This window comes from Silvanigrella aquatica (assembly GCF_001907975.1).
Taxonomy (GTDB): Bacteria; Bdellovibrionota_B; Oligoflexia; order Silvanigrellales; family Silvanigrellaceae; genus Silvanigrella; species Silvanigrella aquatica.
In genome coordinates, this window is sequence record NZ_CP017834.1 from 188,605 (window position 1) to 202,871 (window position 14,267).

Consider the following 14,267-nt stretch of genomic DNA (forward strand, 5'->3'; position numbering starts at 1 on the left):
TTCATGACGATAAGACAAGAAAATTAAATTTAATTGAGTTTTCCAACTGTTTTTCTGCTACAACTCTGAGTGAAGAAATGTTTCGTATTTCTTCTGCAGATGTTTTTTGTGCAAGTAAAAATTTAATAAAATCATTTTGTGATGACGCGCTAATTCAAAATCAAAGAGATTGTTTTTCATCTTTTTTTATTTACATAAATTCAGGGGTACTTGTAGGATATTTAAATGTCCAAATTGTTTTTGATATTGTTGAAATAGATTATATTTATGTTGATAATAATTTTAAAAGACAGGGGATCTCAAATAAATTATTTTCCTTATTTCAAGATGTGTGCCAGCATAGCGACTTTCCTCGAATATCTAAATTTATTTTAGAAGTTAGTGATAAAAATATTCCAGCGTTGTCTTTATATAAAAAATTTAATTTTAAGGAAATTTCAATAAGAAAAAGTTATTATAAAAATGGGGATGATGCTGTGATAATGGAGAAAATATTGTGAAGGTCGGAATTTTTCATACCGCTTTTTTAGGTGATATCGCATTATGTGGATTGCTTATTGAAGCATTGCACAAAGCAAATCACGAAGTTTATTTAATCACAAGAAAAACAGCATTGCTGTTGTATAAAAATGATTTTCGAATTAAAGAATGCATTATCGCAGATAAAAAAAAAGGACTTGGAAAATTAAAATCCATTTTTTCCATAGCAAATAATATCAATAATTTAAATTTAGATGTTTTACTTGTTCCGCACAAGTCTATGACTTCAGCTTTCATTGCATCTTTAGCTAAAGTTCCAAAAAAAATTTCATATTCTGATACATCATTAAAAGCAGTTTATACAGAATTAAGAATATTTGATAAAAATAAACATGAATGTTTGCGCTGTTTAGACTTAGCGCCAGAATGGCTTGTGAATAAAAATATTTATAATGAAGCTGTTAAAATATCTCGACCTATCTTAATACCAGGTAAAAATTTATCAAAATTTTTATCCCAAGAGCCTCATTATTTTGATAATAACTTACCCTTTTTTATTGTCAGTCCTGGTTCGGTTTGGGAAACTAAAAAATATCCTGCCCTTCATTTTGCAAAAGCTATTTTTTCTATTTTAAATATGAGTAAAACATTAAAGTGTATTATTTCTGGAACAGTTCAAGATAAAAAAGATATCGATGAAATTTTAAAATTTTTTGAAGTATTTCCTGAACTCAGAGTGCGCATTGTAGATACTTCATCGTATTTGCCTTTAGATGAGTTTGTTACATTAACATCCCGAGCAAGTTTTGTTGTTGCGAATGATTCAAGTCCAATACATATTGCAGCAGGTTCTAACATTCCTACTATTGCCATATTTGGTCCCACAACAGGAAAATTTGGTTTTTATCCTACCTCTGAAAAGAATATGATTCTTAATTATAAGGATGAAAATGGGAACACTCTCTCTTGTCATCCTTGCACTCCTCATGGGTCACATATTTGTCCTAAAAAACATTTTCGCTGTATGCGTGATCTTTCTCCCGACATTTTGGTAGAATCAGTTCGAAAGTTGTTACCTCATTTATTTGTATAAGGGGATTCATTTTATGCGATCCATTATCAGTAGCTTTCGTATTTTGAGGCCAAATTATGAAGTTTCACAAGAAGTGGGGTTGCAATGGATTTCCAGAGCACATGCCTATGCTAAATATTTAGATAGCAGTTCATTTGTAAATAAAAAAACAATATTTGATTTAAATATTCTAATGGAAAATATTACAAATCGATTTGCATGTAAGCCTGATAAAATTGCGAATCGTGGAACTTTTATTGCAGATTATTTGCATAATAATTGGGAAGAAATGCAATTTTTTGATTTGAAAAAAAATACGGCAGGTTCACAGTTGCAAGAAAGAATGAGTTTTTTTTCTGAAGTAACAAATCAAGTTTTTAATAAATTTTATTCTGATATTGATGAGGCTCCACAGCATATTATTCATGTAACCTGTACAGGTTATGTTTCTCCTTCTGCTGCACAACTCATTGTTGCAAATAAAAACTGGGGAAAATCGACTAAAGTCACACATGCTTATCATATGGGCTGTTACGCTGCATTTCCCGCCTTGCGTATTGCACAAGGTTTTTTATTGCAAGATAAGCAGTTGCTAAATTCAAATGAAAAATCTTCTCAAAATCGTGTCGATATTGTTCACACAGAATTGAGCACATTGCATTTTAATCCTTCCTTACAAGATCCCAGTCAATTTGTAGTTCAAAGTCTTTTTGGTGATGGATTAATATATTATTCCTTATATGATAAAAATTCATTTCTTTATTCAAATTGTCTAAAAGGTTTGGAAATTATTGTAAATCATGAAGAAATTATTTCAAATAGCAGCGATGCAATGAGCTGGGAAATTGGTAGCAATAGTTTTCAAATGACACTTTCTGGTAAAGTTCCTTCTATGATTGCTGAAAATATTGAAAATTTTATTGGAAAAATGTTTTCCTTTACCGATGTTTCCTTTGAAGAAGTAAAAAATAATTGTATTTTTGCAATTCATCCTGGTGGACCTAAAATTATTCAACATATAAAAGATATTTTAAGTCTTTCTAATGAAAGTGTACAATTGAGCGAGTCTATTTTAAAAATGTATGGTAATATGTCTTCGGCAACACTGCCCCATGTTTGGGATTCTATTTTAAATTCCGACATTGAAAAAGGAGCATTAGTTGTAAGTCTTGCATTTGGACCTGGATTGACAATTTCGGGTTCTATTATGAGAATCGTATGATATATTTTGAAATTATTTCTCTTTCATTTGTGTCATTTCACGCATTTTTAATGATAATTGATGAATTTATTTTCCATAGAAAACGAGTCCTTCCTAAGTGGGAGCGTGTGGGGCATCCGATCGATTCTCTTTTTTTTCTAATATGTTTTTTTATTGTTTTATTTTTTCCCATGAATATGAATTCAATTTTATTTTTTACTTTATTTGCATGTATTTCATGTTTTATTATAATTAAAGATGAAGGTGTGCATTTGAAATATTGTTCGAAATATGAACAGTACATTCATGCCCTTTTGTTTGTATTGCATCCAATAATATTAATTATTTTGTTTTTATCATGGTCATCATTTTCTGTATCTTATTTTCCTATTTTTGAAGTCTTTAAATCGTTTTTTTTAAAACTGTTAATTTACTTTCAATTTTTTTCTGCTACCATTTTTTTATTTTATCAGATTGTATTTTGGAATTTTATTTTTAAGGAAGCAGAATATGTTTCAAAAAGAAGCCATAAATAATGATCTTTATAGGGATTTAGGAGAGAAATGGTATTATGGAAATGACTATATTGGATTGTTAAGAAGTGAATCAAAAACGCGAAATCCTTGGATTTTAAATCAAATTCAAAATCAATTTCAGAAAAGTGTTGAGTTACTTGATATCGGATGCGGTGGTGGACTGTTGACAAATGATTTTGCAAAGCAAAATTTTAATATTACGGGTGTTGATATTCATGACGAAGTTCTACAAATCGCAAAAAATTATGACCCCAATAAAAAAGTAAAGTATATTAAGGCCAATGCGTTAAGTTTGCCATTTGAAAATGAGAGCTTTGATGTGGTCTGTGCTCTTGATTTTTTAGAACATGTTGACAATTTTCATTTAGCTTTATCAGAAGGTGTTCGTGTATTAAAGAAAAATGGTTTATTTTTTTTCCACACATTTAATAGAAACATTTTATCGTGGATTTTTGTAATTAAAGGCATGGAATGGTTTGTAAAACGCACACCTAAAAACCTGCATGTATTTCATTTGTTCATTAAGCCTGAGGAACTGATAAATTGTTTTTCGGATTTAGGTTGTCAAAAAATAGAGTTGCATGGGCTTAATCCAAAAATATTTTCTAGATCATTTTTTAAATTAATTCGCTATGGAGTTGTCGACAAAGACTTTAAATTTGAAATCAGTTCATCACTAAAAATGGGATACATTGGTTATGTTAAAAAATTATAATTAAAATAATGAGTTTAAATTTTTATTCTTGTATTTTTTTTAAAACTAGGAAAAAATAAAATTATTGGTCTAAATGACTTTAATTTTTAATAGCTATAAAATATTGCAATGAGTTTCTTGTTTTAAGTAAATGATAATTTTGTTCAATATCTCCTGATAACAAATTTAAGTTTATAACTACCATAATCCTAATGTGGAATGATTTTAAAATTTAATAAGATATCCAAAATAAAGTATAAAACAATATTATTATTTGTTAAAAAGTATATTTATAAAAAAATTATAAACAAACAAAAAATATCAATATAATAGATGTTGTAAATATTTGACTTTAAAAAAATTATACTTTAAAAAAAAATCCGATAATTCTTTTTACTGAATTATTAAAATTAATATTTTAAAATAAAAAAAATTTAAAAATATTAATGTGGGTTGTCTAAATAATAAATTAATTAGATATAATATTATTTTATTTAAACATGAGCAGAGAGCAGGATATGCGGGAAATAATTAGTAATTATAAAAAAATTGAGTTAACAAAATATTCAAGAATAAAAGATTTTTCTCAATGTTTTTCAATATATGCTATAGCAATATTTTCAATATTTTTTGCAATATATTTAGATAATTTAATTATCTGGATTTTATATTTCTTTTTTATGGGATTTATGGGTATTAGTTTTCTAAGTTTTTCTCATAACTGTATTCATGGTTTTTTTTTCAAAAGCAAATTTTTGAGACATGCTTTTGGCTCTATAAATTCAATTCCTTTATTGGTTAATTATTCTATTTATAATTCTTCACATATAGAGCATCATAAGTATACAAATATGGAAGAAGATGTCCAGCAAAAAGTAGAAATAACTTCATTATTTAAATATTTAAGTTATTTTCCATATTTAACATTATTTATTAATCATATTAAAATCGGCTTATTCGCATTACTTGGTAAAAAACTATCTTATAAAAGACTCGAGAGTGAAAGAAAAAATATTATCATCAATTTTTTTATATCATTTATTTGGCTTTTATCGTCAATTATTTTGACTCTACATTATCCTTTACTCATAAAAGTATATTGGATACCACTATTTATATTTCATCAATTGATATTTCTTTTTAGACTATCAGAACATTATGGATGTAATTTAACAAATAATCGATGGGAAAATTCTCGTAGCATCACTTCTAACTTTATAGTAAGATTTTTAATGATTAATAATAATTTTCATGCCGAGCATCACTTCTATCCTAGTATTCCATTTCAAAATTTACACAAATTGCATCTTGAAATTGGAAAAAACTTTAAATATATTGAATCCTCATATTTTAAATTTCATATTCATTTGATTTATAGATGTTTTAATTTACGAAAATTCAATAAAAATAAAATAAATTAAAAAAATTTAAAATACTATAATATGAAATTTAAAAATTTATTAATGAAAAATATTTAATAATGTAAACTCATGAAAGGTAGATTTATGAAAACAGAGCCCCTTGATTTTCAGAAAACCAAGAAATATAAATTAACTATGATTCTTTTATGTATTGGGTATTTTATTGACTTTTATGATTTAACTATATTTTCTGCAAGTTATGTAGATGTATTTAGAGATTCTTTTAATATATATGAAAAAGCAGATATTCAACAGTTATATTTAAAAATATCTAGTTTTTATACACTTGGGATATTCTGTGGTGCTATATTTTTTGGAATTATGGGTGATAAAATAGGTCGTACCGCAATGATACGCTACTGTATTTTAATATATTCCGTAGCGATGATTCTGAGTATTTTTACTACTTCTATTACTCTATTTACTATTTTACGTTTTATTTCAGGGGCAGGTTTAGCTGCTGAATTTGCTACTTCAAGTGTACTTATTAATGAATTATTGCCATCAAAGTCAGCTGCAAAATATACTTCATTGTTATATTTTTGTGGAATATTAGGCGGTATGACAGCAACTTATTTGGGTTCTATTTCTTGGCAAATGATGTATTTATTTGGTGGTTTGTCTGGAATTATTTTATATATTGCTAGAAAAAAAATATGCGAATCTATTTTATTTCTTAACTTAAATAAAAATATTGCCAAAGGAAATCCTTTTCAACTATTCCATGGTATTCCAAATATTTTAAAATTTTTAAGACTACTTTTTCTTATAATTCCTTTTAATTTTCTAATTTCAATTATGTTTATTTTTCCAAGATTTATGAATTTAAGTACTGATTTAAGTGTTTCTAATAAAACTTTATTAACTGGATTTTTTATTGGAAATTTAATAAGTACAGTATCTTGTAATTTAATAATAAATAAATTTAAAGATTTTCGAATATTTGTTCTAATAAATATAATTATATTTTCAATTGTTATGCCATCTTTTATATTTATCCCTGAAAAGTTATTTTTCCCTTATACTATTTTATTAGGTCTATTAGGTGGTGGATTACCTACAGTTTGGATTCAAATTGTTGTTAAAAGTTATGGTACAAATTTAAGAAGTACAGCTGCGAATACTTTATTTGCATTTGGGCGATTAAGTGGTATTTTGTTTAATACAATAATTGGTTTTTGTTTAGTAACCCCAGAAAATTTTCATTTTAGTGTTACAATAATGGTTGTTATAATTATGATAATTGTATTAATAGCTTTATTAAATACTAAAAATAACTATGATGTTAATATGGAATATTTAGAGAGTAAAAAGTTAGTTGCAAACTCTTCTAAATAAAAATTTAGAAGAATATTTTAAATATATTATAATTAAATTCAATTAATTTTTTTAGTCATTTTCTTATTTACAAAATCACCCAAAATAAATTTTTCAATTTCTTTCGTTGTTTCAATTAATTTTTGACCTTGCTCAACGAGTTCATGTGAAGACTCTGCGGTTTCACCAACGGATATTTGATTTTTTTGTGTTGCCCTATCTATTTCTGACATAGCGGTGGTTATCTGTCGAACACCAATATCTTGTTCCTTTGTAGCAGAAGATATTTGTTCAATTACAGAAACCATTGTAATAATGTCTTGCGATATTTTTGTAAATGATTCTTCCGCTTTGCCTGTTACAACTTTTCCTTCGGTTATTCTGTCTTTTGTGATATTTAATATTTTATTGACTTCTTCTTGGCTTTTTACAATTAAAGCTTGAATTTCTTTTGCCGATTTTCCACTGACTTTGGCTAAATTACCCACTTCTTCAGCGACCACAGCAAAGCCTTTTCCGTATTCTCCTGCGCGTGCCGATTCTATGGACGCATTCAAAGATAATAATTCTGTTTTCGAAACAATATCATTTATAACAGAAGTTTTTGCATAAATTTGGTTAATAATAGCAGCTATATTTTGTAATTGATTATTTGATTCCTGAATTGTTTCCATACTCAAGGACAAATTTTTCATAGTCTTTTGGCTATTTTCAAGTTTTATAGTGGCGGCTTTTGCTACCTGAGTTGATTCTTGCGCATTTTCAGCGGTTTTATTCACCATACTTGTAATTTGATTTATTGCCGCAGTCGTTTGATGAACAGAAGCAGCTTCCTGTGCCACAGATTCTTCTAATGATTGTGAACTTTTTTTAAGAATATGTGAAATGCTCATGGTGTGGTCACCTTGCTTTTTAAGCTCTTCAATATTTAATTTTATTTTTTTTGTTAATTTAATAATAATCGATATGATAATGAGGCTTGTCACGATTGAAAATACCATGACACATGTCATGGTGATCATGGTTATTGTCGTTAAATAGGCACCTTGCTTTGTGGAATTGCGACCACCTTCAATGTTATAATTTGATTCTTTATCAATGTTTCCAATTAATTTAAATAAAGTAGGCCGCCCGACGGCATAATAATGATTCAGGGCTTCAAGCCCTTTTCCTTGCTTTACTAAAGCAATTTCAATTTCATAGGCATTTAAATATTCTTTATATAAGCTCATTGTTTGATTATAAATTTCATGTTCTCCAACAGCAATGAGACCTAGAGACTCATATTCTTTGAATGCTTTATCTAATTGATTTTTGAATGTTTGAAGATCTTCAAAATTTTTTGCCATTTTATCACGCTGATTAGCAACGCTATCTGCAATAACTAAAACTTCTCTACGAGAAAGATTGCCGACATATAAATTGATTTTTGAAAAAGCTTCAATGCTCGGCATCCAGCTATTTCCTGTTTCCTGGGCAAAGGATTGTGTTTTATCAATCATAAAAATACAATATAAGCAGGAAAATAAAATCAATGTAATAAGAACAATGATTGATGTGATGATTTTAAAAGCGAGACTTTTTTTTGTCATTTATGATTTCCTAAATAAGGAAACTTATTTACATTTGTTATTTTATTTTAATTTTATAAATTATAAGGAGGAAATTTTTTCCATTTGACAGAGTTATAACAGGAATTAAATTTTTATTTTTGTAAATTTATAAAAAGGGACGCCACATTTTAAATGAAATTCTAAGCCGTTTTGTCACTACCCAAAATTAACAATTCTATAGTATGAGTTGTCTGTTTTAATTTTTGCCCCTGATCTACGAGTTCATTTGAGGATTGAGCTGTTTCGTTAACGGCGATTTGGTTTTTTTGTGTAGCGCGGTCAATTTCAGACATAGCTGTGGTAATTTGTCTGACGCCAATGTCTTGTTCTTTTGTGGCCGCAGAAATTTGGTCAATAACCGAAACCATATTCACAATGTCTTCTGAAATATGCATAAAAGATTCTTGTGCTTCCGATGTCACGGACTTTCCTTCAGCAACGCGGTCTTTGGTTATATTTAAAATTTTATTGACTTCTTCTTGGCTTTTTGTAATGAGTTCTTGAATTTCTTGCGCCGATTTACCGCTTATTTTTGCTAAATTACCCACTTCTTCGGCAACCACAGCGAAGCCTTTACCATATTCCCCGGCACGAGCCGATTCAATGGAGGCATTTAAGGACAACAATTCGGTTTTAGAAACAATGTCATTAATAACCGAAGTTTTTGTGTGAATTTGATTGATAATTTCGGCAATGTTTTGCAATTGACTGTTGGATTCTTGAATGGTTTCCATGCTGTTAACCAGCTTTTTCATGGTTTCTTGGCTGCTCTCCGCTTTACTCGAAGCGCTCTTGGCCACATTATTCGATTCCTGCGCATTTTCAGCGGTTTTATTGACCATGCTGGTAATTTCGTTAATGGCCGCCGTAGTTTCGTGTACCGATGCTGCTTGTTCCGTTACGGAGGCAGATAGAGTTTCAGAGCTATTTTTTAAAGTGTGCGAAATTTTCATGGTATTTTCGCCTTGTCTTTTGAGCTCTATAATTCCTAGTTTAATAGTGTTTGTTAATTTAAGAATAATTAAAACAATAGCAGTCATAATAATTAAGGATAATGTTATTACAATGGACATTGTCCAGTTAGTGAGAGATGTTAAATAATTTCCTTGCTTTGTTGCATTCTCGCCGCCTTTGGCATTGAAATCGGCTTCTTTATCCACTGCTTCTAGAAATTTAAATAAGTTTTTTTTGCCTGTTGTATTATAATGATTAATAGCTTCAGCTGCTTTGCCTTCTTTCACTAAATTGAGCTCTTTATTCATGTCTTCCATATAGGTTTTGTATGTTGCTAAAGTAACATCGTAAAACGGTTGTTCCCCAGGGCCAAGTAAACCTAATGTAATATAGTCTTTAATTTCTTTATCCAGGTTGGTACTGAATTTTTCAATGTCAGCAAAATTTTGTTCGCGTCCTTCGGTATCTTTTATGGCGGCATTGGCCATAACCAATATGCTGCGCCGTGACATATTTCCTGCGAGCACGTTAATGCGTGCAATGGCCTCAATACTGGGCATCCAGCTCGTGCCCACATCGTTGGCGTAAAATTGGGCTTTGTTAATCATTGTAATACAATAAACGCATGAGAAAAGAATTAAAAAGCCAAGTATAGAAATGGAAGTGATAATTTTAAATGACAGACTTTTATTGCCCATAAGTAGTGCCTCTTTGCGAAGTTCGTGACTACAAACACACCATCGGTTGAATTTTAATGAAATTAAGTCGTTTTAATTTTTTTTCTACTTCAATTAGGAAGCGCGTTTCGTTGAACCCATTATCAAGAGTTCAATTTCACTTGTGGTTTTAATAAGTTTTTCACCTTGCTCAACAAGTTCATTGGAGGAATGCGCTGTTTCGTTAACCGCAAGTTGATTTTTTTGTGTCCCACGATCAATTTCAGACATAGCTAATGTAATTTGTCTTACACCAACGTCTTGTTCTTTAGTGGCCGCAGAAATTTGTTCGATAACAGAAACCATATTTATAATGTCTTCTGAAATATGTAAAAAAGATTTTTGAGCCTCATTTGTGACCGCTTTTCCTTCAGCAACCCGATCTTTAGTTACATTAAGTATTTTATTCACTTCTTCCTGGCTTTTGACAATGAGCTCTTGAATTTCTTGTGCCGATTTTCCGCTGACTTTAGCCAAATTTCCGACCTCTTCGGCAACCACGGCAAAGCCTTTGCCGTACTCACCGGCACGCGCCGATTCTATGGAGGCATTTAAAGACAACAGCTCTGTTTTTGAGACAATGTCATTAATGACCGAAGTTTTTGTATGAATTTGAGTGATAATTTGAGCGATATTTTGTAGTTGACTGTTGGATTCTTGAATGGTTTCCATACTAGAGACTAATTTTTTCATTGTCTCTTGGCTGGCGTCAGCTTCATTGGAAGCTTCCTTGGCTACTTTAGCAGATACTTCCGCATTTTCAGAAGTTTTATTGACCATACTCGTAATTTCATTAATAGCGGCCGTGGTTTCATGCACCGAAGCTGCCTGTGCTGTGACAGATGCTGAAAGCGATTGCGAACTGTGTTTTAATGTTTGTGAAATTTTCATGGTGCTGTCACCTTGTTGTTTTAATTCTTCAATTGCAGTTTTAATTTTTTGAGTTAATTTAAGAATAATACCAGTAATAACTAAAATAATGACTATGGAAGAGATAATCACAATGGACATAGTCCAATTTGTCAGAGCCGTTAAATAACTGCCTTTTTTGGAGGACGTTTCAGCTCCGTCTTTGTTAAATTGTGTTTCTTTGCTTTCGGCTTCAAGTAATTTAAATAAGTTGACGTTCCCATTTTCTCTAAAATCTTGCATGGCCTCTTGCTTTTTTCCTTGTTTTAAAAGATCTTGTTCATAATTTATTGATTGTATAAAAAGATTATAATATTTCATGACTTCATCGTAATATGGTTTTTCTCCAAGATCGACAGATAATAAACCACTTGTATCATACTCTTTTAAATTTTTATCTAGTTTTGCTTTAAATGTCTCTAAACCTTCTTTTAACTTATCTATATCTTTTAAATTATTGTAACCATACTCACTTAAAATAGTCACATGACGTCTTGAAACATTTCCAACTTGCGTAGTTATATCGGCAAAGGCATCAATGCTGGGGAGCCAATTTATAGCAAGTTCATTAGCATATAGTTGGGTTTTATTGATCATAAAAATACAATATATGCTTGTGAAAAGTATGAGAATGCCAAGTAAAAAAATGGAACTCATAATTTTAAAATTGAGACTTTTGCTATTCATTTAATTGCCCCATTAAAAAATAATTGAAAGAGAAATGATATCGGATCTATTTTATTTTTATTAAGAATTTATTTTAGAAAATTTCATAATTAATATCTCAATTTGTGTTGTTTTTGTAATCAATTTGTAATATTTTTTCGCAAATAAATTTAATTTATTTTCTATTTTAGTAACAAATTTATTTGTGAGAATTTCACTTATAATCTGTGGGACATTTTGCGACTGATTATTAAATTAATGTATATGCTGAATGATATTAGATTTTTTTGTTTTTACTTAGCTTGAGTTCGCCTTATTTTGAATTTTTTGTATCAGAATGAGTATTAGCATGTTCAATTTTAAAATCCCTTGTTAGAGGAAAAAGTGAATCAGAACCAAACCACTTATTAAAAATTTCTTTTGCTCTTCCTGATGTTTCCATATCTTCTAAAATATCATTAATTAATTTTAATAAATCATCGGAATTTTTTCTGACGCCAATTCCATAGGGCTCGGAAGAAATATCAAAATGGGTTATTTCAAAATCAGGCTTACTTTTTATATTTGCAAGAATGCCAACTAAAACTGATTCATCTGTTGTGATTGCAAAGATTTTCTCAAGGTAAAGAGCATGTGCTGCTTGGGAATAATCTTCTAATCCTAGAATTGTTGCTTTAGGAAGATATTTTTTCGTATTTGATTCCGCTGTAGAGCCTTTTGAAGTAATAATTATTTTTCCATCTAAATCTTTTAATTCGGCGACGGTACCCTTGCGAACTAAAAATTTTTGTTTTGAAACAAAATATTGATAGCTAAAGTCAATTTGTTCTTTTCTTTCTTTAGTCATTGTCATTGTACATATTAAAACATCTACTTCCTTTTTTAGTAACAAGGGGATTCTTGTGGATGAATTCACTGTTTTAAAAACAGCTTTGACCTTCAGTCTATTTGCAATTTCATTTGCAAAATCTATGTCATATCCTTCTAATATTCTTGTTTTTTGATCAATTTTCTTAATATAACCAAATGGAACTAAATTATCTTTTACGCCAAAAACAATCTCATTTTTATTCTTAATTTCTGTAATAGCATCTGAGTATGCTAAATTATTATAGAAGAAAAATAGATATGCGGCATTAAATAATATAATAAATTTTACAATAAAATAATTAAAATTAATCATAAATCACCTTTAATTAATATTTCAATTTCTTTTGCAGTTGAGTCTAATTTAGTGCTTTCCTCAACTAATTTAATTGCAGAGTTTGAGTTGGTTTCAGCTGTTTCCTTACAGTATTGAGTCGATTTATCAATATCTCCCATTGATGTAGCAATTTGTCTTATACCAATCTCTTGTTCTTGTGTGGCTTCTGATATTTGCGAAATAGTGTTTGTCATTGTTGAAATATCATCGGCAATTTTTTGAAAAGCAGTTTGTGCTTCTGTCGTTACTAATTTTCCTTCATCAATTTTTACTTTTGTCACTCCTAGAATCTTATTTACTTGTTCTTGACTTTTTGTAATTAATTCTTGAATTTCACTTGCTGATTTACCGCTAATTTTTGCCAATACGCCAACTTCTTCTGCTACTACAGCAAATCCTTTACCATGTTCTCCAGCCCTTGCTGATTCAATTGAAGCGTTTAGAGATAGTAATTCAGTTTTAGCAACAATATCGTTAATTACAGTTGTTTTAGAATTTATTTGTGAAATAATGGCAGAAATTTCCTGTAATTTATTATTTGATTCTTGAATATTATGCATCGCAAAAACAAGTTTTTTCATTATTGTCTGTCCCTCATTTGCTTTTGAGGTGGCACTTTCTGCAATTTTTCTAGATTCAATAGAGTTTTCAGATGTTTTATTCACCATGCTTGTAATTTGATTGACAGCAGCTCCTGTTTTTAAAACAGCATCTCCTTGTTCAATAACTGTTTTAGACAATGAATTTGAATCTTTTTTCAAGAGCATGGCAATATCATTTGTTGAAATACTTTGTTTCTTTAAATTTTCGATTCCATTAATAATAGATCTTGTTGAAATATTTACAATTCTAAAAATTATAATTGAAATAATTAAACTTAATGAAAATATAATAATCATACCAATAATAGTTACTTTAGTAAAATAAGCTCCTTTTCTAGTAGAATTAAGTGCTCCTTTATAATTGATATCAGCTATTTCAAAAAAACTAGACTCAGCATTTTTCATTAGAGGTATTGCTTTTGTCTTAATTAAAAGAAGAGCTCCTTTTTCATCATTTTTCCCTGAATTTTTAAAAATTTCATTTACCAAAGATCGAATCTCGTCCCACATTGGTAAAAATTTTTGCAATTCAGCGCGCTCTTCCGGTCCCGTTATTTCTGTTTCATATATAGCAATTAAAGCATTTACTGATTTTATTGTATCATTTATTACCATTAATTGATCATGATAGTTGTCTTTATCTGATATGGTTAAAAGCTCAAATTGAAGCGATTTTAATAATACAATTTGAGCGACAATTCGCTGAGCGGTATCCACACTTGGCAACCAGCTTAGACCCGTTTCATCAGCAAATTTATTTGTTGTTATAATCATTGAAATTGTATAAATTGAAGTCATAAATATGAGACTAAGTAAGATAAATATTGAAGTGTAAAGTTTAAATGGTAAGCTTTTCTTTTTCATTTTTCCTCTTTTTGCAAA

At 29.4% G+C, this 14,267-nt stretch carries 11 protein-coding genes; 6 read left to right on the forward strand and 5 right to left on the reverse strand.

All coding sequences use genetic code 11. From position 1 onward, the window contains the following. Positions 1–77 precede the first annotated feature (77 nt). From AXG55_RS00815 to AXG55_RS00840, 6 genes are all read left to right on the forward strand, one after another. On the forward strand, positions 78–500 hold the full coding sequence (locus tag AXG55_RS00815; RefSeq protein WP_148696259.1) for a GNAT family N-acetyltransferase: 423 nt from the start codon (positions 78–80) through the stop codon (positions 498–500). Then, on the forward strand, positions 497–1,573 hold the full coding sequence (locus tag AXG55_RS00820; RefSeq protein WP_233231277.1) for a glycosyltransferase family 9 protein: 1,077 nt from the start codon (positions 497–499) through the stop codon (positions 1,571–1,573). Before AXG55_RS00815 ends, AXG55_RS00820 begins: the two co-directional genes overlap by 4 nt. 13 nt (positions 1,574–1,586) lie before the next feature. Beyond that, positions 1,587–2,774: a 3-oxoacyl-[acyl-carrier-protein] synthase III C-terminal domain-containing protein gene (locus AXG55_RS00825; RefSeq protein ID WP_148696261.1), complete on the forward strand. Its 1,188-nt coding sequence runs from the start codon at positions 1,587–1,589 to the stop codon at positions 2,772–2,774. 489 nt (positions 2,775–3,263) lie between these two features. Next, complete coding sequence (gene ubiG / locus AXG55_RS00830) at positions 3,264–4,004, forward strand: bifunctional 2-polyprenyl-6-hydroxyphenol methylase/3-demethylubiquinol 3-O-methyltransferase UbiG (protein ID WP_148696262.1); 741 nt, start codon at positions 3,264–3,266, stop codon at positions 4,002–4,004. 497 nt (positions 4,005–4,501) lie between these two features. Beyond that, positions 4,502–5,404, forward strand: coding sequence for a fatty acid desaturase family protein (locus AXG55_RS00835; RefSeq protein WP_272866910.1), 903 nt, complete (start codon positions 4,502–4,504; stop codon positions 5,402–5,404). Between the two features lie 84 nt (positions 5,405–5,488). Further along, positions 5,489–6,742 carry an MFS transporter gene (locus AXG55_RS00840; RefSeq protein WP_233231279.1) on the forward strand — a complete coding sequence of 418 codons (1,254 nt, stop codon included), beginning with the start codon at positions 5,489–5,491 and terminating at the stop codon, positions 6,740–6,742. 38 nt (positions 6,743–6,780) lie between these two features. On the opposite strand, the gene AXG55_RS00845 is transcribed toward AXG55_RS00840, so the two are convergent. The 5 genes from AXG55_RS00845 to AXG55_RS00865 form a co-directional block, all read right to left on the reverse strand. Beyond that, positions 6,781–8,313: a HAMP domain-containing methyl-accepting chemotaxis protein gene (locus AXG55_RS00845; protein WP_148696265.1), complete on the reverse strand. Its 1,533-nt coding sequence runs from the start codon at positions 8,311–8,313 to the stop codon at positions 6,781–6,783. 161 nt (positions 8,314–8,474) lie between these two features. After that, on the reverse strand, positions 8,475–9,986 hold the full coding sequence (locus tag AXG55_RS00850) for a HAMP domain-containing methyl-accepting chemotaxis protein (RefSeq protein ID WP_148696266.1): 1,512 nt from the start codon (positions 9,984–9,986) through the stop codon (positions 8,475–8,477). A gap of 93 nt (positions 9,987–10,079) precedes the next feature. Continuing rightward, complete coding sequence (locus AXG55_RS00855) at positions 10,080–11,600, reverse strand: HAMP domain-containing methyl-accepting chemotaxis protein (RefSeq protein WP_148696267.1); 1,521 nt, start codon at positions 11,598–11,600, stop codon at positions 10,080–10,082. 292 nt (positions 11,601–11,892) lie between these two features. After that, complete coding sequence (locus tag AXG55_RS00860; protein WP_148696268.1) at positions 11,893–12,762, reverse strand: transporter substrate-binding domain-containing protein; 870 nt, start codon at positions 12,760–12,762, stop codon at positions 11,893–11,895. Continuing rightward, a complete protein-coding gene (locus AXG55_RS00865; protein WP_148696269.1) occupies positions 12,759–14,249 on the reverse strand; it encodes a HAMP domain-containing methyl-accepting chemotaxis protein in 1,491 nt (496 codons plus the stop codon). Before AXG55_RS00865 ends, AXG55_RS00860 begins: the two co-directional genes overlap by 4 nt. Positions 14,250–14,267: the final 18 nt, after the last annotated feature.